The sequence below is a fragment of the Streptomyces sp. NBC_00094 genome (assembly GCF_026343125.1).
Taxonomy (GTDB): domain Bacteria; phylum Actinomycetota; class Actinomycetes; order Streptomycetales; family Streptomycetaceae; genus Streptomyces.
On sequence record NZ_JAPEMB010000001.1, the window covers coordinates 376,081 to 402,677 of the forward strand.

23 protein-coding genes and 1 pseudogene are annotated in these 26,597 nt (G+C 72.6%); 10 read left to right on the top strand and 14 right to left on the bottom strand.

Annotation, left to right across the window (positions count from 1 at the left end):
* Positions 1-252: 252 nt before the first annotated feature.
* On the bottom strand, positions 253-2,565 hold the full coding sequence (locus OG580_RS01740) for a serine/threonine-protein kinase (protein ID WP_267041851.1): 2,313 nt from the start codon (positions 2,563-2,565) through the stop codon (positions 253-255).
* Between the two features lie 193 nt (positions 2,566-2,758).
* On the opposite strand from OG580_RS01740, the gene OG580_RS01745 reads away from it, so the two are divergent.
* Positions 2,759-3,091, top strand: coding sequence for a hypothetical protein (locus tag OG580_RS01745; protein WP_267041852.1), 333 nt, complete (start codon positions 2,759-2,761; stop codon positions 3,089-3,091).
* A 42-nt stretch (positions 3,092-3,133) separates the two neighbouring features.
* Here the strand turns inward: OG580_RS01745 and OG580_RS01750 are convergent, their stop codons facing one another.
* On the bottom strand, positions 3,134-3,964 hold the full coding sequence (locus OG580_RS01750) for a DUF5995 family protein (RefSeq protein ID WP_267041853.1): 831 nt from the start codon (positions 3,962-3,964) through the stop codon (positions 3,134-3,136).
* A gap of 23 nt (positions 3,965-3,987) precedes the next feature.
* Positions 3,988-4,572: a hypothetical protein gene (locus tag OG580_RS01755; RefSeq protein WP_267041854.1), complete on the bottom strand. Its 585-nt coding sequence runs from the start codon at positions 4,570-4,572 to the stop codon at positions 3,988-3,990.
* Between the two features lie 80 nt (positions 4,573-4,652).
* Between OG580_RS01755 and OG580_RS01760 the strand changes: the two are divergent.
* A pseudogene (locus tag OG580_RS01760) lies at positions 4,653-4,742 on the top strand (IS5/IS1182 family transposase); the annotation flags it as partial.
* 89 nt (positions 4,743-4,831) lie between these two features.
* On the opposite strand, the gene OG580_RS01765 reads toward OG580_RS01760, so the two are convergent.
* Positions 4,832-5,224 (bottom strand): hypothetical protein, encoded by a 393-nt coding sequence (locus OG580_RS01765; RefSeq protein WP_267041855.1) that lies wholly within the window; start codon positions 5,222-5,224, stop codon positions 4,832-4,834.
* A gap of 137 nt (positions 5,225-5,361) precedes the next feature.
* Between OG580_RS01765 and OG580_RS01770 the strand changes: the two genes are divergently transcribed.
* The gene (locus OG580_RS01770) at positions 5,362-5,802 is read left to right on the top strand and encodes a transposase (protein ID WP_267041856.1); all 441 of its coding nucleotides are present in this window, start codon (positions 5,362-5,364) and stop codon (positions 5,800-5,802) included.
* A 39-nt stretch (positions 5,803-5,841) separates the two neighbouring features.
* Here OG580_RS01770 and OG580_RS01775 read toward each other — a convergent pair whose 3' ends face one another.
* The 3 genes from OG580_RS01775 to OG580_RS01785 all read right to left on the bottom strand — a co-directional run bounded on the left by OG580_RS01775 (position 5,842) and on the right by OG580_RS01785 (position 7,737).
* On the bottom strand, positions 5,842-6,414 hold the full coding sequence (locus OG580_RS01775) for a GNAT family N-acetyltransferase (protein WP_267041857.1): 573 nt from the start codon (positions 6,412-6,414) through the stop codon (positions 5,842-5,844).
* Positions 6,415-6,485: 71 nt separating this feature from the next.
* Positions 6,486-7,307 (bottom strand): oxygenase MpaB family protein, encoded by an 822-nt coding sequence (locus OG580_RS01780; protein WP_267041858.1) that lies wholly within the window; start codon positions 7,305-7,307, stop codon positions 6,486-6,488.
* Between the two features lie 142 nt (positions 7,308-7,449).
* On the bottom strand, positions 7,450-7,737 hold the full coding sequence (locus tag OG580_RS01785) for a hypothetical protein (protein ID WP_267041859.1): 288 nt from the start codon (positions 7,735-7,737) through the stop codon (positions 7,450-7,452).
* 100 nt (positions 7,738-7,837) lie between these two features.
* On the opposite strand from OG580_RS01785, the gene OG580_RS01790 reads away from it, so the two are divergent.
* The gene (locus OG580_RS01790) at positions 7,838-8,893 is read left to right on the top strand and encodes a helix-turn-helix transcriptional regulator (protein ID WP_267041860.1); all 1,056 of its coding nucleotides are present in this window, start codon (positions 7,838-7,840) and stop codon (positions 8,891-8,893) included.
* Between the two features lie 36 nt (positions 8,894-8,929).
* On the opposite strand, the gene OG580_RS01795 is transcribed toward OG580_RS01790, so the two are convergent.
* Positions 8,930-11,491, bottom strand: a complete 2,562-nt coding sequence (locus tag OG580_RS01795; RefSeq protein ID WP_267041861.1) for an ATP-dependent Clp protease ATP-binding subunit — start codon at positions 11,489-11,491, stop codon at positions 8,930-8,932.
* Positions 11,492-11,704: 213 nt separating this feature from the next.
* Here OG580_RS01795 and OG580_RS01800 point away from each other — a divergent pair, with 213 nt between their 5' ends.
* Together OG580_RS01800 and OG580_RS01805 are read left to right on the top strand one after the other, a co-directional pair.
* The gene (locus tag OG580_RS01800) at positions 11,705-12,472 is read left to right on the top strand and encodes an SDR family NAD(P)-dependent oxidoreductase (RefSeq protein WP_267041862.1); all 768 of its coding nucleotides are present in this window, start codon (positions 11,705-11,707) and stop codon (positions 12,470-12,472) included.
* 281 nt (positions 12,473-12,753) lie between these two features.
* Positions 12,754-13,035, top strand: a complete 282-nt coding sequence (locus OG580_RS01805; RefSeq protein ID WP_267041863.1) for a pyrimidine/purine nucleoside phosphorylase — start codon at positions 12,754-12,756, stop codon at positions 13,033-13,035.
* Between the two features lie 58 nt (positions 13,036-13,093).
* Here OG580_RS01805 and OG580_RS01810 read toward each other — a convergent pair whose 3' ends face one another.
* The 3 genes from OG580_RS01810 to OG580_RS01820 all read right to left on the bottom strand — a co-directional run bounded on the left by OG580_RS01810 (position 13,094) and on the right by OG580_RS01820 (position 18,305).
* Entirely contained in the window at positions 13,094-14,284 is a 1,191-nt protein-coding gene (locus tag OG580_RS01810; RefSeq protein WP_267041864.1) for an acyl-CoA dehydrogenase family protein, read from the bottom strand.
* A 247-nt stretch (positions 14,285-14,531) separates the two neighbouring features.
* Positions 14,532-14,732 carry a hypothetical protein gene (locus OG580_RS01815; protein ID WP_267041865.1) on the bottom strand — a complete coding sequence of 67 codons (201 nt, stop codon included), beginning with the start codon at positions 14,730-14,732 and terminating at the stop codon, positions 14,532-14,534.
* 156 nt (positions 14,733-14,888) lie between these two features.
* The gene (locus OG580_RS01820) at positions 14,889-18,305 is read right to left on the bottom strand and encodes a BTAD domain-containing putative transcriptional regulator (protein ID WP_267041866.1); all 3,417 of its coding nucleotides are present in this window, start codon (positions 18,303-18,305) and stop codon (positions 14,889-14,891) included.
* Positions 18,306-18,422: 117 nt separating this feature from the next.
* Here OG580_RS01820 and OG580_RS01825 point away from each other — a divergent pair, with 117 nt between their 5' ends.
* Together OG580_RS01825 and OG580_RS01830 are read left to right on the top strand one after the other, a co-directional pair.
* Entirely contained in the window at positions 18,423-20,507 is a 2,085-nt protein-coding gene (locus tag OG580_RS01825; RefSeq protein WP_267041867.1) for a SpoIIE family protein phosphatase, read from the top strand.
* 111 nt (positions 20,508-20,618) lie between these two features.
* Positions 20,619-21,647 (top strand): PHP domain-containing protein, encoded by a 1,029-nt coding sequence (locus OG580_RS01830; RefSeq protein WP_267041868.1) that lies wholly within the window; start codon positions 20,619-20,621, stop codon positions 21,645-21,647.
* Between the two features lie 186 nt (positions 21,648-21,833).
* Here the strand turns inward: OG580_RS01830 and OG580_RS01835 are convergent, their stop codons facing one another.
* Positions 21,834-23,231 carry an NADP-dependent succinic semialdehyde dehydrogenase gene (locus OG580_RS01835; RefSeq protein WP_267041869.1) on the bottom strand — a complete coding sequence of 466 codons (1,398 nt, stop codon included), beginning with the start codon at positions 23,229-23,231 and terminating at the stop codon, positions 21,834-21,836.
* 102 nt (positions 23,232-23,333) lie between these two features.
* Positions 23,334-23,993: a ThuA domain-containing protein gene (locus OG580_RS01840; protein ID WP_267041870.1), complete on the bottom strand. Its 660-nt coding sequence runs from the start codon at positions 23,991-23,993 to the stop codon at positions 23,334-23,336.
* Between the two features lie 160 nt (positions 23,994-24,153).
* Here OG580_RS01840 and OG580_RS01845 point away from each other — a divergent pair, with 160 nt between their 5' ends.
* Positions 24,154-24,969, top strand: coding sequence for a DUF3626 domain-containing protein (locus OG580_RS01845; protein WP_267041871.1), 816 nt, complete (start codon positions 24,154-24,156; stop codon positions 24,967-24,969).
* A 110-nt stretch (positions 24,970-25,079) separates the two neighbouring features.
* The gene (locus OG580_RS01850) at positions 25,080-25,886 is read left to right on the top strand and encodes a class II aldolase/adducin family protein (protein ID WP_267041872.1); all 807 of its coding nucleotides are present in this window, start codon (positions 25,080-25,082) and stop codon (positions 25,884-25,886) included.
* Here OG580_RS01850 and OG580_RS01855 read toward each other — a convergent pair.
* Entirely contained in the window at positions 25,850-26,506 is a 657-nt protein-coding gene (locus tag OG580_RS01855) for a TetR/AcrR family transcriptional regulator (protein ID WP_267041873.1), read from the bottom strand. The two genes, OG580_RS01850 and OG580_RS01855, sit on opposite strands and share 37 nt — an antisense overlap.
* Between the last annotated feature and the right edge of the window lie 91 nt (positions 26,507-26,597).

The window sequence follows — 26,597 nt, forward strand, 5'->3', positions numbered from 1 at the left end:
CCGTGCGGGGGCTCGCCGAAGGGAACTCCGCCCGGGCGGCCGAACGTCGCTGGACCTGCGGGCGCGTCCGGGGCACGGCGCGGCCGAGTGGCGGCGCAGCCGACTCACCTCGCGTCCGGATCACGGCGCACCCCGGTCACGGCGCGTCCGACTCGCCCTGCCTCCGGGTCACGGCGCGTCCGGCTCGGCTTCCCTCCGGATCACGGCGCCTGCCTCCGGATCACGGCGCACTCTGCTCACCCCGCGTCCCGGTCACGGTGCCTCCGGGACGGTCGCTCTCCGGTGGAGGGCCGCGGCTTCGGTGGTGCGGCCGAGGCGCTCCAGGCAGTGGGCCTCGTCCCGGAGGCCGGCCAGCGTGTCGGGGTGGTCCGGGCCCAGGACCCGGGTGCGGGTGGCGGCGATCGCCCGGTGCGCCGTCAGGGCCTCCTCATAGCGGCCGAGCCTGCCGAGGGCGACCGCTGTCTCACGGTGACTGAGGAGGGTGTCCGGGTGGTCGGGGCCGAGGACGCGCTCCCGGACGACGCGGACGCTCTCGGACTCGTCGAGCGCCTCCGCCCAGCGCCCGAGCCGGCCGAGGTTGACCGCGAGGGCGTGACGGGCGCGCAGTGTCTCGGGCCCGTCCGAGCCCTGCACGCGCGTGCGCGCGGCGACGACGTCGCGGCAGACGTCCAGGGCGTCCGCGGCCTGCCCGAGCCTGCCGAGGCAGATCCCGGTCTCGTAGCGCGCGGCAAGGGTGTCCGGATGCTCGTCGCCGAGGGCGGCCGCGCGCGCGTCGGCCACCGCGCGGTACTGGGCGAGCGCCTCCTGTCCGCGCCCCAGCCGCGCGAGCGTGACCGCGACTTCGTGGCGGGTGACCAGGGTGTCGGGGTGGTCGGCGCCGAGCAGCCGGGCCCGGGCCTCCACGACCGCGTTCGCCGTGCGGTACGACTCCTCCAGGCGGCCCAGGCGGCCGAGCGTGAAGGCGAGGTTGTGGCGGCAGCGCAGGGCGTCGGGGTGGTCGGGGCCCACGGTGCGCTCGCGGGCGGCCAGCACGGCGACGTACAGCTCGTACGCCTCGTGGTGCCGTCCGAGACGGCCCAGCGCGTACGCCCGCTCCTGACGCGCAGCCAGCGTGTCGGGGTGGTCGGCGCCGAGGGCCCGGGCGCGGGCCTCCGCGACCCGGGCGAAGACGTCGAGGGCGTCGGCGGCGCGGCCGAGCCTGGCGAGGGCGAAGCCGACCTCGTACCGGCTGGCCAGGGTGTCGGGATGGTCCTCTCCCAGGACGCGGGCGCGGTCCTCGGCGACGGACCGGTGCACCGATTCGGCCTCGCCCCAGCGGTCGAGCCGGCCGAGGCCGATCCCCGCCCGGTAGCGGCCGGCGAGCACGGCGAGCAGCTCCGCCGAGGGGCTGGGGGCAGGGGCGAGCGCGGTCGCGGCCGTCTCGTCCGCGAGCGAGCTCGCGTTCGACGCGTGCGTGGCGGCGGTCCACTCGGTGGTGAGCACGGCCGCCGCCGGGTCGTGGGCGACCGGACGCGCCGCGACGGCGGCGCCGGTGGCGGCGCCCGCACCCGCGTCGGCCGGTACGGAGGCGGTCGCCCGCCGATATCCGCCGCTCAGGCCTCTGGCCCAGGCCGGCATGCCGGTGGCCGGAACTCCCGGGATCGGGTACGGGGCGGTCGCGGCCGGATCCGGACCGGTCACCGCGACCGGAACCGGAGGCGCCACGTGCGCCGGGGCCACGCGGCCCGAGACGATCCGGCGGCGCAGGTCACCCGCGTCGGCCGGCCGCTCCTCGGGCACCTTGGCGAGCAGGTCGACGACGATCCGGTCGAAGTACGGCGGCAGTTCGGCGCGGTGCGCGCGCGGCGGGCGCGGCACCGTGTCCCGGTGCCCGATGAGGATCGCCCAGGAGTCGCCGAGGTCGAAGGGCGGGGCGCCGGTGACCAGTTCGTAGAGCACGCACCCCAGCGAGTAGAGGTCGCTGCGGTGGTCGACCTCACCGCCGCCGATCTGCTCCGGGGACATGTAGTGGGGCGTCCCCATGGCGATGCCGGTTCCGGTGAGCTTGGAGGTGAAGCCCATGTCGGTGCCGAGTCGCGCTATCCCGAAGTCACAGATCTTCACCGTCCCGTCCGCCAGCCGCATGATGTTCGCCGGCTTGAGGTCGCGGTGCACGATCCCCTGGCGGTGCGTGTACGCGAGGGCGTCCGCGACCTGGTCGGCGATCTCGACGACGTCCTGGACGGGCAGCGGGTGCTGGGCGTTGGCCGCGAGGAGCTGGCTGAGGTTGCGTCCCTCCAGGAGCTCCATGACGAGGAAGAGCACGCCGTCGTACTCGCCGAAGTCGTGGACGACGGTGATGCCCCGGTGCTGGAGCGCGGCGGCGACGCGGGCCTCGCGCCGGAAGCGCTCGCGCACGACCGTGTGGAACTGCGGGTCGTGCTGCGGGCCGAGTGGCTTGAGGCATTTCACGGCGACCCCCCGCCCGAGCGCCTCGTCGGTGGCACGCCAGACCTCGCCCATGCCCCCGCGTCCGATGACCTCGTGCAGGCGGTACCGGCCCTGGATCAGCCCGCTGTCCCCCATCGTGTGCTGTCGCCCCCGTCGTTTCCGCGCATCCTCCCCGACATGTCCAGTATGGCCGCAGCCTCTGACAGTGGGTACGGGTAGGGCACGGGTCAGCTGTCGCGCCGGGTGTCCGGGCCTAGGGGGTGTTGCGAGAGTGGATCCTTCTTTACGGTGATCATGGTGTGACGCGAGGGGATATGGCAGACCGGAGATGAACCAAGAGCCGAAGGCGTGGTACGGCGCCAGAACCTTCTATCGATGGCTGACCTGGGAGAACCGCCCCTACGAGGAGCGCGTCGTGCTGTTCCGAGCACGGTCCCTTGACGAAGCCATCGAACTGGCTGAACGGGAGTCGGCCGCGTACGCAGGGCAGAGCGACTTCGAAGTCCTCGACATGGTGCAGGCATACCGGATCTCCGACGGCGACGAGGAGGTGGGCGCGGGTACGGAGGTGTTCTCCAAGCTGCATGCGCTCGATCTCCCGGCGAACGAGTTCCTCGACCGTTACGACTCAGGACCGGCACATACCGAGATCGCTGAGTGATGTCGTTCACGGTGTGCGGCGCGGGCTCCAGGCTTCGACCTTCTACCCGATGGGCGTACCCGCTGCGGGCCAGTGCCGGCGGTCGGGAATCAACCTGCGCAGGATCCACAAGCCGGCGCGCAGCTTCCGGTCGCCGGGGGTGCGGATTTCGGAGATGAGCGCGGCGGTGCTCCTGCCGATCGACCGCGCCGCTTCCTCGGTCGCATCCGGGTCCAAGAGTCTGTCGCAGTTGAACCAGGCCAAACCCCGCGCGACGCGGATCCCGTAATTGGTCAACAGTTCGTCACTACGGGTGAACAGCCTGTCCAGAGAGCTGAGCCCACGAAAGTACCTGGCCGCAAGGTCGTCCTGGACCCCGTCGATACAGGACGCCAGCACGTCGTTCATGCGGTGGAAGTCCGCGATGTGGCTGCGGTCGCCCGTGGACGTCGCCATGCGACGCAACGCCTCCGGCAAGTCGTATGACATGTGCGCCATCATGGAAAAGAGCACGTCTTCCAGCATGTAGGAGCGCCGGACACTCGAAGCGGCGAAGACGTCTCGCCATGGTTGAGGGATGGAGTCCGGCAGATCACTGGGCTGAACTTCGTCTGCGGAGCCACCGGATCGTCCCGCCAGCCACTCGTCGATGCTGTCCATCGCGCCGAAGTAGGCCGACGCGAGCGTCTCACACAGCTCGGCGACCCACGGCGGGTCGTCGAACTCGGGGGTGCCTGTATCCAAGGCTGTGGCGAGCGCCGTCGTGAGGCGGTAGTAGGTGTAGGCGAACGCGGCCCGGCGATCGTGTGTGGCGTCATACTGCCTGACCCGGTCGGCAAGCAATCCGGCGACCAGGGTGACCTTTTCGGCGGGGAGCATGAACTCGGCGGTCATCGGGAGTATGTTCCTGCCGCCGACTAAACCGGCGCGCTGATTCGGTGGGTTTCCTCGGTCGCCGTGCCCCAGTCGCACACCAATTCCGCGAAGATGCTCTGGCGGTCGGGTGTGACCTGATAGTCCGCGGTCCAATGGGCTCCGAGCAACGGCATGCTGTAGGTCGCGGCCATCCCTTCGTCGCGAATTTCCGCAGAGTAGGTGAAGGTCCGCGTGAGCAGGCCCGGCACGGGGCCGAGCCTCTCGTCCCCGTTCACAGTGACTCCGATTCCGTCACTGTGCAGTACGTACTGCTCTTCCAAGAGGTACAGGGTCACGCCGAACTTGGAGATCCTGACCACGTTGTCGGCCCGACCGAACTCACCCTCGTTCGGATTCGCCACGATCGTCGAGTCCTGCCGTGGCGCACCGGTGAGCCGCTCGATGATGTGCATGGCGGTCACGAGCAGTTTGTTCGTCAACCCGATGCGGCTACGCATGAGACGACGCCAAGAGGTGACGCGGAAGGTGGCTTTTCCCTGCCAGATGCCGGTCCCGATGTCGAAGTAATAGACGTGATTGGGCGGGTTCGCGTGGTGTCGAGGGATGCCCTCGGGCTCCATTGTCACGTTGCGTAGCATATCATTACACCGCGTGAGCGCCAGTCCTGGACGGCTCCGGCGCGGCCTGAAGCGTGTTGCACTCACCCGAGGGCCGGATCGACTGGAGCATGGTGAGTGTGGACTCCACCTCCTGCCGTGCTCACCAGCACGCCGCGGGAGCCCATGCCCGCCCGCCAAGGCGTGCCGGCAGAGGGGCTACGGCTTCCACGGCACGGTGACGGTCGCAGCTATCCGCCTCTGGCTCCGAACGGGGTGAGGGCCCCGCTCAGAGGTCTGCGGCGCCCGGGTAGTGGCCCCGAAGTTCGCTGAGCACGCGCTCGTCGACAGCCCTGACGTCCCACAGAGAACTGTCCACTTCGGTCAGCACCACAACCAGTGCGTCCTCGGCAAACCCGCAAGCCTCAGCGTCGATCAGCTGGATATCAGGAGCTGTCAGCGAGAGCAGCATCAGAGTGTCCATGCCATCGCCCGCAGAACGGCGCTCCAACTCCGCAGGGAGGTCCCACTGCTCGTCGCACTCGACACGCCAACGCAGCCCCAGGCCGAAGCTGCCAAGCCTGACCAGCAGCTCAGCGAGCGTCACGTAGTGACGTCCCTGCCAGGCAGGGAAGGTGATCCCCTTCATCCCCGCTTCGGCTTCAGCCGTATACCGCGACAAGCGCCCCCCTCATTCGGCACCACACACTAGGCCACGGAAGAACCACCTCACGTGACCCATCGGACAGGCCCTAGACGAGTAGTTCCGAATGCTGACGGTGCGTCCGGGGATACAGAGAGGGCGTCCAAGATCGTTTTGTGACGAACGAAGACCTGGACGCCCTCATCACCGGACTGTACGTGAAGATCGACGAGCGGGAGGTGATGGCCGCCATGCTGGACCGCGAGCCCGAGCTGGCCGCCGACCGGCCCGGCCTGCTGCTGATCGCGGACAAGGGCTTCCCCTCCAAGGAGTTCGAGGCCGACCTCGCCTTCCAGGGCGCGGAGTTGCTCCGCCCGTCGTTCAAGCGGGAAAAGCCCCGCAAGGGCGAGTCGCTGCTGAAGTCGGTGCGGCAGCTGATCGAGTCGGTCAACGACACGTTGAAGGGCCAGCTCGATCTCGAACAGCACGGCGGCCGGACCTTCGAGGGCGTCGCCGTCCGCGTCGCCCAGCGCATCCTCGCGATGGCCACGGCCATCTGGCACAACCACAAGACCGGCGCTCCGGTCCTGCGATCGCTGACCGCTTTCGATCACTGACCACCGTCCTGCCGGCCGTTGAGGCGCCGGGCTGATCTATCAGCGTAGGTCGAGCCGCATCAGGACTCGGGGATGACCGGCCAGCACCGAGGTGGTGTCGGCGGCGTGGGCGAACCCGGCGCGCTCGAAGTTCTTCCGGATCCCGGCGTACGCCATCGTCACGTCGACCTTGGCGCCACCGCTGTCGAGCGGGTACGCCTCGATCGCCGGTGCGCCGTGGGCACGGGCGAACTCGACCGCACCGGCAATCAGGGTGTGCGAGATCCCCCTCTTGCGATGACCAGGGCGTACGCGGATGCACCACAGCGACCAGACCGGCAGGTCGTCAATGTGCGGGATCTTACGGCTGCGCGCGAAGGAGGTGTCCGAGCGCGGCGCTACGGCGGCCCAGCCGACCGGCTCGTCGCCGTCGTAGGCGAGCACCCCCGGAGAGGGATCCGTACGGCACAGCTCGGCGACATACGCGCCGCGGGCCGGCCCGCGAAGCTCGTTGTTGAGCTTGGACGGGATCCGGTAGCTCAGGCACCAGCAGACGTTGGCTCCAGGTGACTTTGGACCGACCAGGGTACGGACATCCTCGAAGGCTGAAGCCGGGCGAACTGCGATGGTCATGGCGCCACGATGTCACGACGTACCTGGTGACACCGCTCAACCCCCGATGAGACAGCACCACCACATCGGAACTACTCGTCCAGGTGCGCGTAGGGATCGGGGCGGCTGTCCGGGCCGAGGCGGTCCATGGCCCGGAGGATGTGGCGGGGTGGCAGCCGCCAGCGCACGCGGTCGGGGATGCATCGGAGGAGGTTGGCCGTGGCGGTGAGCCGCTGGTCGACGGTCCCGTCCGCCGGGGCGGGCCTGCCGTAGAGCGCGTGGGCGTAGGGGGGCAGGGTGTCGTACGCGAGCGCTGTCACGCGCCGCCAGATCACCTCGCGCGCCGGTACCAGGACGGGTTTCACCGGCGGGCGCCGCAGGAAGTCCTCGACGGTCCGCGCGTCCGGTCCGGCGGCGAGGCGGGGCAGCACGCCCTCGAAGTAGCGGGCGAGTTCGGCGACGGATCCCGGGACGGTCTCCGGGTCGAGGCCGACGAGGCGGGCGGAGACACGGTGCTCGTCGAGGTAGCGGTCGGCCTGGGCGTCGGTGAGCGGGAGACCGGACCTGCGCGCCACCGAGAGGTACGAGTCGACCTCCGCGCAGTGGACCCAGAGCAGGAGTTCGGGGTCGTCCACGCCGAGCAGCCGGTGGATCCGGCGGACGCGGGCGCCGGCCGCCTCCGCCGCTTCCGTCGTCCCGTAGCTCAGGGTGCCGACGAAGCTCGCGGTCCGCATCAGACGGCCCCAGGGGTCGTCCCGGAAGCTGCTGTTGATCATGACTCCGCGGACGGCCACCGGGTGGAGCGCCTGCAGCCAGAGAGCTCGGACCCCGGCGATCCACATCACCGGGTCGCCGTGCAGCTGCCAGGTCACGGAGCGGGGCCCGAAGAGCCCGGGATCGGCGTCCTGCCTCATGGCGCTCAGGCTACGCCCGCGCCCGGCCCGGGGAGAGCGGTCCCGGCGAACCGGGCCCGGCGATCTGTCCCGTGTCCTGTCTCTCGCCCTGCCCCTCGGACTGCCCTCGCCCTCACCCCCGCCCTGTTACTCGTCGTTCCGGTCAGGTCTCCTCCTCCGTGGTGAGCACGCGCGCGTGGGGCGTGCCGATCAGCGCGGGCGCCCGTTCGGGGCTCGCCCACACGCGTGTGCGGAGGAAGTCCAGGAAGCCCTCGGCGCGCTCGGTGGTGGCGAAGGACAGATCGACGACGACGTAGGCGGGGTCGTCGACGGGCCGGCGCACCTGGTGCCGGAGTACCCCGGCCTCCCCGCGGGCGTCGGCGAAGCGGTCGAACGCCTCCTTCCACACGGTGTAGTCGGTGATCGGGTGCTCGATGTGCAGGGTGATCACGGCTCCTCCTCCCGGGTTCGGGGAACGGTTCCAGCGTGGACGGCGGCACCGCGTCGCGTACATCCCAGATCCGTGGGGTATCGGCCCGTACGCTCCGCCCATGGCTCTTCCCGCCGTCCACGCCCGCTCCCGCGAGCGCGTCCTGCGGATCTGCGCGGCCGGCGGTGACACCCGCGCGCTGCGGGTCCGGTTGCTCGGGGAGTTCCGGGGGCTGCTCGGGGCCGAGGCCTTCGCGTTCCTGCTGACCGACCCGGTGACCTCGGTGGGGTGCGCGCCGGTGGCGCGGGTGCCGGTCCTGCCGGAGCTGCCCCGGCTGATCCGGCTCAAGTACCTGACGGCGGCCGGTCGCTGGACCGTGCTCACGGGCGCCGCCGCGCTGAGCGGCCTGCCGGAGGGCGAGCGGGGGCCGCTGTGGGAGGAGATGCTGCGGCCGCTCGGGGTGCGCGACGTGGCGTCGGCGGTGTTCCGCGACCGCTTCGGGTGCTGGGGCTTCCTCGATCTGTGGCGGTACGGGGCGGAGTTCGGCGCGGCGGACCTGGCGTATCTGGACGCGGTCGCCGGGCCCGTCACCGAGGCCCTGCGGCGGGCCCAGGCCTCCGCGTTCCCGGCGCGCCCGCAGGGCACCGGTCGGCCGGGCCCGCTGGTGCTGCTGCTCTCCCCCGACCTGCGGGTGCGCGGTCAGACGCCGGAGGCCCCCGCCTATCTGGCGGGCCTGATCCCGCCGGAGGAGGGCCGGGCGCCGATCCCGGCGGCCGCGTACAACGTGGCCGCGCAGCTGCTCGCCCGCGAGGCCGGCGTCGACCCGAACCCGCCACGCGCGCGCGTGCACCTCGCCGAGGGCCTGTGGCTGACACTGCGGGCGGCCCGGATCGACGACGGGCCGGGCTCGCGGGTCCCGTCGTCCGAGCGGGAGATCGCCGTGACGATCGAGGAGACCACCCCGGCGGACCGCCTGGACGTCTTCTGCCGGGCCCACGGTCTGACCGTCCGCGAGACGGAGCTGCTCGGCCATCTCGCGGACGGCGCCGACACGGGCGCCGCGGCGGACGCGATGTCGGTGTCCGCGCACACGGTGCAGGACCACCTCAAGTCGGTCTTCACGAAGACGGGCAGCCGCCACCGCCGCGGGCTCCTGGCACGGGCGCTGGGGACCTGAGACCCGATCGACGACCCTCCCTCCTGGTCTTGTCGATCAGGCCGGGCGCGCCGCCGTGGCGTCGGCGTGGTTCGCGCCGTTTCCGGGTTCGCCCTTGCGGACCAGGCAGTGGAGCGAGTCGTCCACGATGTCGGCGACGATCGTGTCGCCGGGATCCGCCTCCCCGCCGAGCAGCAGGGACGCGACGCGGTTGTCGAGTTCCGTCTGGATCGTGCGGCGCAGTGGGCGGGCGCCGAACGCGGGCTGGTAGCCGTGGGCGACGAGGAGCTTCTTCGCCGCTTCGGTGACCTCAAGGGTCATGCCCTGTGCGTGGACGCGGTGCTTGCTGCGGTCGAGGAGGTGTTCGAGGATCTCCGACAGGTCTCCCTCGGTGAGGCTGTGGAAGATGATGATGTCGTCGATGCGGTTGAGGAACTCGGGCAGGAACTTCCCCCGCAGGTCCTGCATCAGCTCGTCCTTGAGCTCGGCCGCGTCGCCCTCGTGGGCGAGGATGCGATGGGCGCCGATGTTGGACGTCATGATGACGACGCAGTGCCGGAAGTCGACCGTGCGGCCCTGTCCGTCGGTGAGACGCCCGTCGTCGAGGATCTGGAGCAGCGTGTTGAAGACGTCGGGGTGCCCCTTCTCCACCTCGTCGAAGAGCACCACGCTGTACGGCTGGCGCCGGACCTTCTCGGTGAGCTGGCCGGCCTCCTCGTAGCCGACGTATCCGGGAGGCGCGCCGACGAGCCGGGCCACCGTGTGCTTCTCCTGGAACTCGCTCATGTCGAACCGGATCATGCGGCTCTCGTCGCCGAACAGCAGCTCGGCGAGCGTCTTGGCGAGCTCGGTCTTGCCCACGCCCGTGGGTCCGAGGAAGAGGAAGGAACCCACGGGGCGGTTCGGGTCGCCCATGCCCGCGCGGTTGCGGCGCACGGCCTCGGAGACCGCCGTGACCGCCTCGGCCTGGCCGACGATCCTGGCGTGCATCTCCTCCTCCAGCTTGAGGAGCCTCTCCTTCTCGCCGGCGGTGAGCTGGGCGACCGGGATGCCCGTACGGCGGGAGACGATGTCGGCGATGTCGGACGCGGTGACCGAGACGACGCCTTCACGGCGCTCCTCGATGCCCGCGAGTTCGCCCTCGACCTCGGCCATCTGCCGCTTCAGCTCCGAGGCCCTCTCGAAATCCTCTCCCGCGACGGCCTGGTCCTTCTCGCGGCCCAGCTTCGCGAGGCGGTCCTCGCGGCTGACGACCTCGGTGGAACGGCCGGCGCTGCGCAGCCGTACCCGGGCACCGGCCTGGTCCATGAGGTCGATGGCCTTGTCGGGGAGGAAGCGGTCGCTGATGTAGCGGTCGGAGAGTTCCGCCGCCGCCGTCAGGGCCCCGTCGGCGAAGCGGACCTGGTGGTGGGCCTCGTACACGTCCCGCAGTCCTTCGAGGATCTGCACGGTCTCCTCGACCGTGGGCTCGGGGATGAGGACGGGCTGGAAGCGGCGTTCGAGGGCGGCGTCCTTCTCGACGTACTTGCGGTACTCGTCGATCGTCGTCGCTCCGACGACGTGGAGCTCGCCGCGCGCGAGGGCGGGCTTGAGCATGTTGCCCGCGTCCATCGAGCTCTCGCCCGAGGCTCCGGCGCCGACGACCGTGTGGAGCTCGTCGATGAAGAGGATGACGGCGCCGTCCGCCTCCTGGACCTCCTCGATGACCTTCTTCAGACGCTCCTCGAACTGGCCGCGGTACTGCGCCCCGGCGACCATGCCGGACATGTCGAGGGAGACGACCCGCTTGTCCTTGAGGATGTCGGGCACCTCGCCCGCCACGATGCGCTGGGCGAGCCCCTCGACGATGGCGGTCTTCCCGACGCCGGGCTCGCCGATGAGCACGGGGTTGTTCTTGGAGCGCCGCGAGAGGATCTCGATGGTCTGCTCGATCTCCTCGGCGCGGCCGACGACGGGGTCGAGCTTGCCGGCCTTCGCCTCCTCGGTCAGGTCCCTGCCGAACTCGTCGAGGGTGGTGGACGGCTGCTGCGGCTGTGCGCCCGCCTTGGCCTGCCTGCCGGCCCCGGCGGGAGCACCGTCCGCGCGTGCCGCCTGGTCCGCGAGGCCGCGCACCTTCCGTACGTCGACGTCCTCGGCGCGCAGGAACCGGCCGGCACCCGAGTCGGCGTCGTTGAGGAGTGCGCCGAGGATGTGTTCGGGGCCGATGTACGAGACGCCGGACGCCTGCGAGGTGGCGTGGGCGAGGGCGAGGGTGCGCTTGGCTGCGGGGGTGAGGCCGGGCTCGGCGGACGGTTCCTCGGACTCCCCGGGCAGCACCTTCTCGATCTCCGCGGCGAGCGCCTCGGTGTCCACCCCGGCCTGGGCGAGGAACCGCCGCGAGGGGTCGACCTGGGTCGTCGCCCAGAGGAGGTGCTCCGTGTCCAGGTCGGACGTCCCGTCCTCGACGGCCTTGCGCGCGGCCAGGTTGAGGAGTTCGCGCGACGACTCCGTCAGCAGCCGCCCGATCGGTACGCGCTGCACGGCCGGGGGCGACGATCCGGGCGACATGCCGAAGAACCGGTTCAGCATGTCGCTGAACGGGTCGGACGAACCGAAGGGTGAACCGAACGCCATCGACATGCCGAGCTCCAGATGCGCAAGGGGATGGTCCTCGTCTCACACCCAAACCCCATGTCCGGGGGGTCGCAAACGGAAGGCGGCGGAACGGGGCGGACGGCCGCGGACGGGGTACCTGCGGCTCCGTTGCACCGTCTCCCCCGTGATCCCGGTCCGGATGCGGGGGCCGTATCGTCGCCGCCGTACGGAACGCCTGATCGCAGGGAGGCACCCTCCATGAACGTATCCGCATCCGGTCGCCGCGTGCTCGTCAGCGGCGCGTCGCGGGGACTCGGCCGTGCGGTGGCCCGCGCCTTCGCGGCCAACGGCGACCGCGTGGCCGTCCACTTCGGCTCGCGCGAGGAGGAGGCCCGTACGACCCTCGCCTCCCTGGCCGGCACCGGCCACGCCCTCGTCGGCGGCGACCTCGCGGACCCGTCGGGAGCCGCCGCCGTGGCGGACGCGGCGGCCGAGGCGCTCGGCGGGATCGACGTCCTGGTGAACAACGCGGCCGTGAACATCCGCCACCCCCTGCCGGACACGCCGTACGAGGAGTGGGTGGCGGTCTGGCAGCAGCACGTGGCCGTGAACCTGCTCGCCACGGCCAACCTGAGCCATCTGGCGGCGCGCCGGATGATCGACCAGGGCGGGGGCGGGCGGATCGTGAACATCGGCTCCCGTGGCGCCTTCCGTGGCGAGCCCGACCATCCGGCGTACGGGGCGACGAAGGCCGCCGTGCACGCGTTGGGCCAGTCGCTCGCGGTCTCGCTCGCGCCGTACGGGATCGCCGTCGCCTCGGTCGCTCCCGGGTTCTTCGCGACGGAGCGGGTGGCGCCGCGTGTGGAGGGCCCCGAGGGCGAGGCGATCCGGGCGCAGAGTCCGTTCGGCCGGGTGGGCTCGGCCGAGGAGATCGCGGCGGCGGTGCTGTGGCTCGCCTCCCCCGCCGCCGAGTGGTCCTCGGGCACGATCCTCGATCTCAACGGCGCCTCCCACCTGCGGAGCTGACGACCGCGCGCCGGTGGCGAGGTGTCGAGGGACCGGCCGGCCGCACGCGAGGGCGACGGGCGCTCCGGCCGGCCGCACGCGAGGGCGACGGGCGCTCCGGCCGACCCCACGCGGGGGCGACGGGCGCTCCGGCCGGGACACCGGCCGGCGCCGTCCAGCAGGTGAGACCAGCCGGGCGGGGGTGTCCGCCCGCTGCCCGCGCGCCGTTAAGGTGCCCCTATCCGCGGCCGGTACACGATGCCCCGCCCCCCTCTGCTGCCCTGATTCCCAGGAGGACGCCCATGTTCACGGTCAACGAGTACTTCGACGGCACGGTCAAGTCGATCGCGTTCACCCAGGAGCAGGGCCCGGCGACCATCGGCGTCATGGCTCCGGGTTCCTACGAGTTCGGCACCGCCGCCGCGGAGATCATGCACGTGGTCAGCGGCGCTCTGACGGTCCTGCTGCCCGGTGCCGGCGATTGGGAGACCTTCGCCGCCGGGGACCACTTCAAGGTCCCCGGCGACAGCAGGTTCCAGCTCAAGGTCGCGGTGGAGACCGCCTACCTCTGCGAGTACCGCTGATCCTGGCCCGGACCCGGGCCAGGGCCAGGGCCCGGGAATTCTCGCGCGGCACACGGGCTCAGCGGCGGACGCGGGGCATGCCCAGGCCGATCCAGGAGATGATCTCGCGCTGGATCTCGTTGTTGCCGCCGCCGAAGGTGAAGATGACGGCGGAGCGGTAGCCGCGTTCCAGTTCGCCGTGGAGGACCGCGCCCGCCGAGCCCTCCTTGAGGGCGCCCGCGGAGCCGACGACCTCCATGAGGGCCGCGTAGGCGTCGCGGCGGGCCTCGGAGCCGTAGACCTTGACGGCGGAGGCGTCCTGCGGGGTCAGGGTGCCCTGCTGGACGGCGTTCACCATCTGCCAGTTGAGGAGCTTCATCGCGTCGAGCCGGGCGTGGGTGCGGGCGAGGACACGGCGGACCCACGGGAGGTCGAGGACGCGGCGGCCGTCGGTCAGCGTCGTGTCCGCGGCCCAGCGCTGTACGTCGTGGAGGGCGCGGATCGCCATGGTCCCGTGGGCCGCGAGGGTGACGCGTTCGTGGTTGAGCTGGTTGGTGATGAGGCGCCAGCCCTTGTTCTCCTCGCCGACACGGCGCGAGGCCGGGACCCGGACGTTGTCGTAGTAGCTGGCGGTCGTGTCGTGCGAGGCGAGGGTGTTGATGATCGTGCACGAGTAGCCGGGGTCGCTCGTCGGGACGAGGAGCATGGTGATGCCCTTGTGCGGCGGGGCGTCGACGTCGGTACGGACCGCGAGCCAGACCCAGTCGGCGGTGTCGCCGTTGGTGGTCCAGATCTTCTGCCCGTTGACGGTGTAGTGGCCGGTGGTCTCGTCGCCCTCCCGCACCGCGCGCGTCTTCAGCGCGGCGAGGTCGGTGCCCGCGTCGGGCTCGCTGTAGCCGATGGCGAAGTCGAGCTCGCCGGAGAGGATCCGGGGCAGGAAGTACGCCTTCTGCTCGTCGGTGCCGTACCGCATGATCGTCGGCCCGACCGTGTTCAGGGCCATCAGCGGCAGGGGTACGCCGGCCTGGGCGGCCTCGTCGAAGAAGATGAACTGCTCCATGGGGGAGAGTCCGCGCCCGCCGTACTCGGTGGGCCAGCCGACCCCGAGCCAGCCGTCCACGCCGAGCCGCCGCACGGTCTCCCGGTAGAAGCGCTTCTGCGCGGCCGGGTCCTCGTAACGGGTGTGGAAGTCGTCCGGGACCAGCTCGGCGAAGTACGCCCGCAGCTCGGCGCGCAGGCTGTTCTGAGCGGGCGTGTACTCGAGGTGCATGGCGGCCTCCCGTGACGGCGCGCCCTACGGCGCCCTGTGGGCGGCCACGGTAGAACGTGTTCCACAAATGCGGAAGCCTCAGGGAGCCTCGGGGAGGTCGGGGAGCCTCGGGGAAGTCGGGGAGGTCGGGAGCCTCGGGAAAGTCGGGACAGCCCGCGGCCCCGGCTCGGACGGGCCGATCCGGGGCGAACGAAACGCGGGGGCCTTTCAGAGCAGGCCTTCCGGGGGCAGGCCCCTGGAAGGCTTTCTAGGGCAGGAGCTCGTCCATGGATGCGCGCCCCTTCTCCGCCATGCGCCGTTCGGCCCAGGCGAGGCTCTTCGGATTCACGTCACGGCCCGAGGCCAGGACCAGGTCCTCCGCCGTGAACTCGCCCTCCGATCCGGCGTGGAGCAGCCGGTCGGGCGTCGGGAGATCCCCCGCGGACGTCTTGTCGGGCTCAGCGTTCATGCCGCCTCCTACGTGTTCTTCCGGCACTCGCCATTCTCGTGTCCTGCCGACGGGACCGCATCCGGGGCGGCGGCCGACCGACGCTCCGGCCGCCCGGGGAGGGCACGACCGACGCTCCGGCCCCGAAGGGGGGACGTGATGCGACAGGGGTACCGGTCAGTCGTCCCGGCTCTCCTTCGGTCGGCGGACGAGCGTCGCGGCGGCTTCGAGGGAGAGCCCGGCGCCCTCCTCGTAGGAACGGGTGTACGCCTCCGGGGCGAGGGCCGCGCGGAGCGTCTCCTCGGCGCGGGTGCGGATCGCGGCCTCCGTCTGCGGGGCGAAGGGGCGGAAGCCGCCGCCGGTCCGGGGGCCGACGTGGGTGTCGTACGCCCCGAGGAGTCCGGCGCCGGTCTCGGCGTCGCCCGGGGCGGCACGTCCGCCCCGGGCCCAGGCGGCCGTCGCGAACTGGGCGACGACGAGGTAGGGCGCGACCAGGTGGGCGAGGGTCTCCAGGTCGGCGACCGCGCGGGCCAGGCGTTCCAGCGCCCGGTCGTGGGCGCCGTCCAGGCAGTCGAGCCACGCCCACGTCCCGCCGACGAGGCCCCAGAAGAGCGCCGGGGTGTGCGCCCCGAACTCGTCCTCCAGCCGTGCGAGCTGGGCTCGGGCCAGGACCACCCGGTCGGTGTGGCCGTAGTGCTGGGCGAGGAGCAGCCGGCCGGTGCCCGCGGCCTCGGCGCCCCACTCCCCCGCCGCGTCGGCGGCGTCGGCGAGGAGCCGTTCGGCGGCCTCGTCGCCCTCAGGGCAGAGCCGGAGCCGTACGGCCGCCAGGCGCGCCGTGAAGACGGGAACCTGGGAGCGCGCGCCCACCCGGGCGGCGGCGTGGGTGGCCCGCTCGAAGTCTGCGGCGGCCTCGGGGAGCCGGCCCGCGCGCTCGTACGCCTCGCCCCTGGCCGAGAGGGACTCCGCGATGCCCCAGGAGTCCCCGGCGGCCTCGAAGAGCGCGAGTGCCTCGTCGGCGTCCCCGGGTCCGTGGCCGAGGAGCTTGCCCCGCATGAGGAGGGCGAAGGCGAGGTCCCAGCCGGTGGCGTGGTCCCGGCAGGCGGAGACGGTCAGCGTCAGCGTCTCGTCCAGGCCCGCCAGCTCCCCCGTCATCAGGCGGGCGAAGTACCACATGGTCCCCGGCTGACGGCAGGTCTGCGGGAGGCCCGGGCGGTAGGCGGCGACGAGGGCCGTGAGCCGGGCGCGGGTCTCGGGCCGTTCGAGGACGGTCGCGCCCTCGCCCCCCTCGGTCGCGAGGGCGTAGAGCCTGCCTCCGCGGCGGGCCTCCCACAGACGTTCACCGGTCCACGGCGGCGGTACGTCGACGCAGCGGCCGTCGAACGGTTCGGCGGGACGGACGGGCACCTCGAAGGGGTCGGGTCCGAGCCGGGCGGCCTCGGCCCCCCACGTCCGGGCGTCCGACTGGTGGTTCCGCAGCTGCCAGAACCAGCTCAGGGAGTGGACGAGGCAGAGCGCCTCCTGCTCCTCGCCGAGCGCCACGGCGGCCCGCAGGGCGCCCCGCAGGTTGCCGTGCTCGCGCTCCAGGCGGCCGATGGCCTCCGCCTGTCCGGGGCCGCGGAGTTCGGGGTCGGTACGGCGGGCCAGTTCGCGGTAGTACGCGAGGTGACGCCGCTCGGCCGCCACCCGCTCCCCTGCCTCGTCCAGCCGCTCCCCCGCGTACTCCGCCACCGTCTCAAGGAGACGGAACCGCATCCCCTCACCCTCGGACCCCGGCCCCGCGACCACGAGCGACTTGTCGACAAGAGCACCCAGCACATCCAGCACGTCGCGCACGGAACCGTCCGCGCACACCGCCTCCGCCGCCGACAGATCACACCCGCCCGTGAACACCGCCAGCCGCCGCAACACCGCCCGCTCCGACCCGTCGAGCAACTCCCACGACCAGTCCACCACCGCCCGCAACGTCTGCTGCCGCGGCAACACCGTCCGCGCCCCCGACGTCAACAACCGGAAACGATCATCCAACCGGTCCGCGATCTGCCGCACCGACAACATCCGCAACCGCGCCGCCGCCAACTCGATCGCCAACGGCAACCCGTCCAGCCGACGACACACCTCCTCCGCCGCCCCCGCATCATCCGCCACCCGAAAACCCGGCCGCGCCGCCGCACCCCGCTCACCCAACAACCGCAACGCCATCCCCACCGGCAACGGCCCCAACGGACGCACCACCTCCCCCGGCACCCCCAACGGCTCCCGGCTCGTCGCCAGGACGGTCACGCCGGGACACCGGGTGAGGAGGGTATGCGCGAGCTCCGCCGCGGCGGCGATCACGTGCTCGCAGTTGTCGAGGACGAGCAGCATCCGCCGCCCCGCGCAGTGCTCGACCAGCCGGTCGAGCGACCCCTTCGGGCCCACCGCCTCGGCGACGGCCGGGCCGTTCCAGAGCTGGGTCTCGCGGGCCCCCAGCGCGCCCAGGACGGCGGCGGCGACCGTGGACTCCTCCCGTACGGAGGCGAGTTCGGCGAGGTGCACCGGTCCGCCCTCGTAGGTCTCGGCCGCCTCCAGGGCGAGCCGTGTCTTGCCGACGCCCCCGGGCCCCGTGAGGGTGACGAGCCGCCGGTCGGCCCACTCGGCGGCGAGCGCGCCCAGTTCGCCGTCCCGGCCGATGAACGAGGTCAGCCGGGCGGGCAGCCCGGAGGCCCGGTACGGCCCGGACGCCGGATCCGGTACGGGTGCGGGGGCAGGGGCGGGGGCGGGGGCGGACGTGGATACGGGGGCGGGCGCGCTTACAGGCATGGATACGGGTCCGGGTACGGGTACGGGTACGGGTACGGGTACGGGTACGGGTCCGTCGAGGAGCTCCGCGTGCAGGGCCCGCAGCTCCGGGCCCGGGTGCGTGCCCAGCCGGTCCGCGAGGCCCGATCGCACCCCCTCGTACGCCGCCAGTGCCTCCGCGGGACGTCCGGCGGCCCGCAGGGCCCGGATCCGCAGGGCCTGGACGGGCTCGTCGAGCGGATGCTCCGCGGCGAGGGCGGCGAGCGGTGCGAGGACGTCCGCGGCCCGCCCCAGGGCCAGACCGGCGGCGAGCCGGTCGCGGCGCGCCTGCGTGTGCCGCTGTTCGAGGCGTACGACGAGGGGGTCCGTGTCCCGGCCGGGGAGGTCCGCGAGGGCCGGCCCGCGCCACAGGCCGAGCGCCTCGTCGAGGAGGACGGCGGCCCGGGCGGCCTGCCCGGCGGAGAGGGCGGCCGAACCCTCGGCGGCGAGCCGTTCGAAGCGGTGCAGGTCGACGGCGTCCGGCCCGGCGGCCAGCCGGTAGCCGCCGCCGGGCGCCGCGACGACCGCCGCGTGCCCGAGTGCCCTCCGCAGCCGGCCCACGAGGGCCTGGAGCGCGGCCGTCCGGTCCGGCTCCGCCGTGGGGTCGTCGTCGGCCCACACCTGGGCGATCAGCGCGCCGGTACCCGTCGGCCGTCCGGCCGCCGCGGCCAGTGCGGTGAGCAGCGCCCGGAGTCTGGCGCCGGACAGGGTGGCCTCCGTACCGTCGTCGGTACGGAGTGCCTGACAGGGGCCGAGGACACGATAGGGCGGCTGCACCGGCCCATTCTGCCCCGCCGGGTGCGGGGGCCGGCACGCCCGACCGTCGCGGCGAACTCGCGCCACGCCGTGTCATCGCCATGGCGTCCGAGGGGTGCGGGTTCGACAATGGGAAGGATGACCGATGACGACCGCCGTACGCGCAATGGCGAGATCGGGCCCGCAGAGCGGCTCGCCATGAACCGCACCGGCAGCTTCGACTGGGATCTCGACACCGGAACGATCGATGTCGACGAGTCCGGGCTGCTGGTCTTCGGGCTGGCCCCGGACGCCTATGACGGGCGTCCGGCGACCCTCGTCGCCCGTCTGGCCCCCGAGGAGCGGACCCGTCTCGAGGACATCGTCCGGGAGGCGGTGAAGAGCGGCTCGGTGTCGTACACCGCGCACTTCCCGATTCCGCAGGCCGAGGGCGCACCCCACTGGACACACGTGCAGGCCCGGATCCTGCGCAGGCCGGACGGCAGGGCCCAGCGGATCGTGGGGGTCGTGCGCGACACGACCGCCGAGGTCACGCACACCGCTTTCGTGCTGGAGCTGGAGAAGCGGCGCGAGGTGCAGACGACCATCGTCGAGCGGACCACGAACGCGCTGTCGCGCGCGGTGACGGTGGACGACGTGACCGCCGCCCTGACCGGGCCCGGCGGGCTCGCCCGGCTCGGCGCGGAGGGGCTCGCGCTCGGCCTCGTCGAGAACGGCTCGCTCAACATGATCGCGCTCAGCGGCGAGTCCCTCGACGTCCTGAACGGCTTCCGCACCCGGCGGCTCGAACGGGGGCTGCCGCTGGCCGAGGCGGTCCTGACCGGCCGGCCGCGGTTCGTCTCCTCGTTCCAGTCGCTCGGACAGGACTTCCCCGAGCTGGCTCCGTACCTCTCGCGGCTACGGTTCCGGTCCGCCTGTTACCTGCCCCTGGTGGCGCAGGCCCGGTCGCTGGGCGGCATGGCGCTGTTCTACAGGGGCCATTCGTCCTTCAACGCCGACGAGCGGAACCTGGCGCTCGGTCTCGCGGCGATCGTCGCCCAGTCGCTCCAGCGGGCCATCCTCTTCGACGAGGAACGGGAGCTCGCCACCGGGCTGCAGGCGACGATGCTGCCGCGCCGGATCCCGGAGATCACCGGGGGCGAGATCGCCGTCCGCTACCACGCGGCGTGGAGCGGACGGCAGGTCGGCGGCGACTGGTACGACGTCATCCCGCTGCCCCGCGACCGGGTCGGGATCGTCGTCGGCGACGTCCAGGGCCACGACACGCACGCGGCCGCCATCATGGGGCAGTTGCGCATCGCGCTGCGGGCGTACGCGGGTGAGGGGCACGCCCCGTCGACGGTCCTCGCCCGGGCCTCGCGCTTCCTCGCCGAACTGGACACCAACCGCTTCGCGACCTGCACCTACGCGCAGGTGGACCTGGCGAGCGGCACGCTGCGCGCCGTACGGGCCGGGCATCTCGGGCCGCTGATCCGGCACACCGACGGCCGGGTGGGGCAGCCCAACCTGCAGGGCGGGCTTCCGCTCGGTCTGGCGACCGTGTTCGGGAACGAGGAGTTCCCGGAGACGCGGCTCGACCTCGTGCCCGGTGAGACGCTGGTGCTCTGCACGGACGGGCTCGTGGAGCAGCCCGGCTCCGACATCGAGGCGGGTCTCACGGCGCTCTCCGAGGCGATCAGCAGCGGCCCCCCGCAGGCCGAGGCGCTCGCCGACCACCTCTCCGAGCAGCTCTGGGAGCGATGGGGTTCGGGCGACGACGTGGCCCTGCTCGTGCTGCGGCGCAGCCCCGACCCGGGCACGCCGCGGGCTCCGCGCATCCACCAGTACATCCACCAGGCCGACCCGCAGGGGCTCTCGGACGCGCGGGCGGCCGTCGGGCAGGCGCTGCGGGACTGGGGTCTTCCGGAACTGGCCGACGACGCCGAGCTGTTGACGGGCGAGCTGCTGGTGAACGTGCTGCTGCACACCGAGGGCGGCGCGGTACTGACCCTGGAGGTGCTGCCCGAGCCCGTGCGGCGGGTACGGCTTTCGGTGCAGGACCGGTCGAGCGCCTGGCCCCGGCGGCGTACCCCCGGCGAGGCGGCCACCTCGGGGCGCGGACTGCTGCTGCTCGACGCGCTGTCGTCCCGGTGGGGCGTCGAGCCGCGCGGCGAGGGCAAGGCCGTGTGGTGCGAGATCGAACCCACCCCGATGACGGCGGACTCCGCGCCGGGCGGCGGGTGAGAGTCGGCCGGGCGGAGGGTGTGAGCCGGCCGGACTCGGTGACGGTCGGCAGGGGTCAGTGAGCGTCGGCAGAGTCGGTGGGAGGCGATAGGTGTCGGTAAGGAGGACTCCATGGATCCCGTGGCCGCCCTGAACCGGATCGCGTTCCTGCTGGAGCGGGCACAGGCGCCGGGGTACCGGGCGCGGGCGTTCCGCACGGCCTCCGCCGTGGTCGCGGACCTGCCGGAGGGCGAGGCGGCCCGGCGTGCGGCGGCCGGGACCCTGGAGGCGGTGAAGGGGCTCGGACCGAAGACGGCGGCGGTGGTGCGCGAGGCCCTGGAGGGCCGGGTGCCGGAGTACCTGGCCCGCCTCGAAGCGGAGCTCGAGGAGTCTCTACGGACCTCGGCGCCCGCGGACGGCGCCGGCGCGGCGCTCCGGGCGGCCCTGCGCGGCGACTGCCACCTCCACTCGGACTGGTCCGACGGCGGCGCCACGATCGAGGCCATGGGCCGTGCGGCGGCGGGGCTCGGGCACGAGTGGGCCGTCCTGACGGACCACTCGCCCCGGCTCACGGTGGCGCGAGGGCTCTCGCCGGAGCGGCTGCGCGAGCAACTGGACGTGGTGCGGCGGCTGAACGAGGAGTGGGCACCCTTCCGGCTGCTCACCGGGATCGAGTGCGACATCCTGGAGGACGGCTCGCTCGACCAGGAGCCCGAACTGCTCGACCGGCTCGACGTGGTGGTCGCCTCGGTGCACTCGAAGCTGCGGATGGACGCGCCGGCGATGACCCGCCGGCTCGAACGGGCCGTCCGTGACCCGCTGGTGGACGTGCTCGGACACTGCACGGGACGGCTGGTGGCGGGCGGGCGGCTGCGGCCCGCGTCGGAGTTCGACGCGGAGAGGGTCTTCGCGGCCTGCGCCGCGGCGGGGACGGCGGTGGAGATCAACAGCCGCCCGGAGCGCCTCGATCCGCCGCGCGAGCTGTTGCGGAGGGTGGTGGAGGCGGGGGCGTACGTCGCGATCGACACGGACGCGCACGCGCCGGGGCAGCTGGAGTGGCAGATCCTCGGCTGCGCACGGGCCGAGGAGTGCGGCGTACCGGAGGAGCGGGTGGTCAACACCTGGTCGGCGGAGCGGCTGTTGGAGTGGACGCGGGGCTGAGGGGCCGCCCGCGCCGAGCGGGTACGGGCGGGTGGAGGGCGGGCGCTGGTCACGCATGTGCGACGGCTCTGGTCAGGCGCGGGGCACTGGCACTGGCACTGGTCAGGCGCGGGGCTCTGGCTCTGGCACTGGTCAGGCGCGGGGCTCTGGCGCCGGCACTGGTCAGGCACGCGGCCCCGGCGCTTGTCAGGCGCGTTGCCAGACCGTGGTCGCGTTGCAGAACTCGCGGATGCCGTGGCCGGCGAGCTCGCGGCCGTAGCCGGAGCGCTTGATCCCGCCGAAGGGGAGCGCGGGGTGCGAGGCCGTCATGCCGTTGACGAAGACCCCGCCGGCCTCCAGGTCACGGACGAAGAAGGCGATGTCCTCGTCCTTGCGGGTCCAGACGTTCGAACTGAGTCCGAACGGGGAGTCGTTGGCGACGGTCACGGCCTCCTCGATGTCACTGACCGGGTAGACGGTGGCGACCGGGCCGAACGTCTCCTCCAGGTGGATCCGCATCGCGGGGGTGATCCCGGTGATCACGGTCGGCCGGTAGTACCAGCCGTGCCGGAGTCCGTCCGCCTCGGGGCGGCGGCCGCCGCAGAGGACGGTCGCGCCCTTGCCTACGGCGTCGTCGACGAGGACCTCCAGGTCGGCGCGGCCCTGCTCGGTGGCAAGGGGCCCGACGTCGGTGGACTCGTCGAGGGGGTCGCCCACGGTGAGGGCGTTCATGGCGGCGGTGAAGCGCTCGACGAAGTCGTCGTACACGTCATGGTGGACGATGAACCGCTTGGCGGCGATGCACGACTGGCCGTTGTTCTGCACGCGCGCCGTGACGGCGGTCTTCACCGCCCGCACGATGTCGGCGGACGGCATGACGATGAACGGGTCACTGCCGCCCAGCTCCAGGACGGTCTTCTTGACCTCGTCGCCCGCGACGGCGGCGACGGCCCGGCCGGCGGGCTCGCTGCCCGTGAGGGTGGCGGCCACGACGCGGGGGTCCCGCAGGACGGCCTCGACGTCGCGGGAGCCGATGAGCAGCGTCTGGAAACAGCCGTCCGGGTAACCGGCGCGCCGGAACAGGTCTCCGAGGTACAGCGCGGTCCTCGGCACGTTCGAGGCGTGCTTGAGGAGGCCGGTGTTGCCCGCCATCAGCGCGGGCGCGGCGAAGCGGATCACCTGCCAGAGCGGGAAGTTCCACGGCATGACGGCGAGGATCGGGCCGAGGGGCCGGTAGTGGACGCGGGCCAGGTCCGCGCCGGAGTCCTGGACGTCGCTCTCGGCGGGATGCTCGTCGGCGAGCAGCTCCTCGGCGTTCCGGGCGTACCAGCGCATGGCCTTGGCGCACTTGGCGGCCTCGGCGCGGGCGGCGGCGATCGGCTTGCCCATCTCGACCGTCATGGTGCGGGCGATGTCCTCGCCGTCCTCGTCGAGGAGGGTGGCGGCGGCCCGCATCAGGCGGGAGCGCTCGGCGAAGGTCGTGGTGCGGTACTGGCGGTACGCCTCGTGCGCGGCGGCGATGCGCCGCTCCACCTCGTCGGGCCCGTGGGCCTCGTAGGTGCGCAGCGTCTCGCCCGTCGCGGGGTTCACCGTGGCGATGCCCATGACGTGTCTCCTCCTGCCATCGGCCCCCACCGGCAACCTCCCGCGCCGGGCGCGGCGGCGCAACAGGGGCGGGGCGGTGGGGTGACGGCCGTCGGGGAGTCGTCAGGCGGTGAGCCAGGCCAGCGCGCCGGAGAGGTGTGCGCGGAAGACCGGGGCGTCGTACGCCTCCGAGGAGTGCCCGAGCGCGGTGAAGAAGACGCGCCCCCGGTCCACCTCCCGGCACCAGACCAGCGGATGGTCGTCGCCGAGTGTGCCGCCGCGGTACGAGGACTCGTCGGCCCGCGCGAGGACCCGTACGCCCGTCCCTCGCGGGTTGGCCGTGAAGTTGTACCACTCGTCGGTCCAGGCCCAGCGGCCCGGGAGCGGAGCCGTCGCCGGGTGGTCGGGGTCCTCGACGAGCACGGTGCCCGGCTGGATCTCCGGATGACCGTCGAAGCGGGTGCCGAGGAGCTCTCCGTAGAAGGGCCAGTCCGGCTCGGCGTTGGCCGCGGCGTGGACGACGAGGAGCGCGCCGCCGCCCCGGAGGTACGCCTCGAAGGCGGCGCGCCCCTCGGGCGTGAGGACGGTGCCGGTGGTGGAGAGCAGCACGACGGCGGCACACACGGCGAGCCGCCCGGGGGTGAAGGCCCCCGGGTCGTCGGTGACCTCGGCCTTCCATCCCTGCTCGTGGGCGATCCCTGCGAGGGCGGCGGCCCCGGCGGGGATCGAGTCGTGGCGGTACCCGGCGGTGCGGGTGTAGATCAGCACGTCGGTGGTGGGCACGCGGTGGACTCCAGGAGGTGAGGGGATGGCGGCGGACGGGAACGGTGAGGCGGTGAACCTCACGGCACAGCCAGCAGAAAGCGCTTTCCTACCGCCCCACCCTGACCGTAGCCAGCGAAAACCCCAGGCCGCAAGCCCCACCTTCCGGCACACTCCCCCCATGACGCCCCTCCACGAGCACGCCCGCCGGGCCCTCGCCCATGTCACCGAGCGTTCCACGGGCGATCCGCTCACCCCCGACCTGCGGGTCACACTCAACTTCCACCCGCACTTCCTCGACCGGCTCGCGGTCGACGGCGTCTACCGCTCCCAGTTCACCACCGGCACCAGCAACGGCGGGCTCACCGCCCGGCCCGGCGGGGACCGCCTGCGCTGGGAGAGCCGGATCTTCGGCGGGGCGTACGACGCGGCGCCGGCACACGCGCGGCCGGTCTACGGCGCCCTGGACTTCCGCCGCCGGCCCTTCGGCGCCGCCCCCCGCTTCGGCTCGGCCCATCTGCGGCTGACGGCGGCCGCCCTGGAGCGGGCGTCCTTCTGCTATCCGGACAGCTTCCTTGAGCCCGCGGACTTCGGCGTCGCCTCCCGGATGCGCCTGATCGCCCTCGCCGAGGCCGACGGAAAAGACCCCCTCGACGACTACGTCGAGGCCCAGATCCACGGCCCCGTGGTGATCGGGCGCGACGTGGAGGCACTGGTCCTGGACCCGAGCCACCGGGGCACGGAGGTCGAGGCGGCGGCCCGACGGCTGCCATGCGCCGTCGAGTGGCACGGCGGGTTCCGGCTCTCCGTCGAGGAGTTGCGACGGCATCCCGGATTCCGGGGCCCGGAGTACGTCGAACTGGGCGCCCGGATCGCCGTCGACGGGGCCCTCGACCCCCGGGTCGTCCAGGAGGCGGCCGGGTCCGGGGAGCACGACCTCCAGGACGTGAAGAAGGTCTGGCACTACCTGGCCCGGTTCGGGGCGCCGGCCCGCTGAGCGCGAGGGGCAGCCCTTCCCGCGTCGGCGGGCGTCGATCCGTTGTCGTATCGGATACATCTCTGTATCTTTTGGCGCGCCGCGCCCCACCCCCTCACCGAGGAGCCGTCATGAGCACCGTGCCGCCCGCGCTCGCCGCCGCCGTCGGGCCGTTGCCCGACGGGGTCGTCCTGCCGTTGCCGCCCACCTTCGACACCGTCGAGGAGGAGCGTCGTCACCGGAAGGAACAGCTCGCCGCCGGCTTCCGGATCTTCGGCCGGTTCGGGTTCTCCGAGGGGGTCGCGGGGCACATCACGGTCCGCGACCCCGGCGACCCGAACGCCTTCTGGGTCAACCCCTTCGGGATGAGCTTCAGCCAGATCAAGGCCTCCGACCTGATCCTGGTGGACCACGAGGGGACCGTCCTCGAAGGGCGCAGGCCCGTGAACCGGGCCGCCTTCGTCATCCACTCGCGCGTCCACGCCGCCCGGCCCGACGCGGTCGCCGCAGCGCACTCGCACTCCCTGCACGGCAAGGCGTTCTCCAGCCTCGGCATCCCGCTCGACCCGATCACTCAGGACGCCTGCGCCTTCTTCGAGGACCACGGGATCTACGACGACTACCGGGGCGTCGTGAACGAGACCGAGGAGGGCGAGCGGGTCGCCAAGGCCCTGGGCGGGCACAAGGCCGTCATCCTCAAGAACCACGGGCTCCTGACGGTCGGTCACTCCGTCGCCGAGGCCGTGTGGTGGTTCGTCACGATGGAGCGGTCCTGCCAGGCGCAGCTCCTCGCGATGGCCGCGGGCACCCCGCAGCTGATCGACCGGGAGACGGCCCTCCTCACCCGCGGCCAGGTCGGAGGCCACCTCGCGGGCTGGTTCCAGGCGCGCCCCCTGTGGGATCAGATCACCGCGTCCGACCCCGACCTCTTCGACTGACCCTCGGCATCGGGGAGTTCCCGGGTCGACACCTCCAGGAGCGGGGCCAGGAACTCCCGTTCGAGGCTCCCGAGCGGCAGCGCCGCCGGTTCGACGTAGCTCTGCGCCAGCCCGCCCTCGCGCAGGGCGACGATGAGCCGGGCGAACCGGTCGGCGTCCACCGTCAGTTCACGCCCGGCTCTGCGCAGGACGTGCGTGAGGCCGCGGGCGATCTCGGCGCGCAGCCGCTCGTCGTGGCGGGCCAGTACCCAGGCGGCCTGCGGGTCGCGGATCGCGTGCAGGGTGAACTCGGTGGTGACCAGGTACCAGTCCCGCTCGTCGGGCTCGATGCGGGCGGCGAGCTCCGCGAGCCGCGTCAGCGTGTACTCCTCGGCCGTCAGCGCGTCGATCGCCTCGGCGAGCCGCCGCACGGTTCGCTCGCTGTGTTCGTCGAAGAGGGCGAGGAAGAGCTCCTCCTTGCCGGCGAAGTTCGAGTAGTACGCGCCCCGCGTGTACCCCGCGCGCTCACAGATCTGCTCGATCGTCGACGCGTGGAAACCGTGCTCGGCGAACGTCTCCAGCGCGGCTTTCAGGAGCGCCGCGCGGGTGCGGGGCCGTCGCCTGGTGACACCTTTCGGCACGGGTGGGTCTCCTTCGTCGGGCGCCGCGTCGCGGCGGAGGCGCCCACCCTACCGGCGCCTTCTTCCCGGGCACGGATCAGCACCGGCGGAT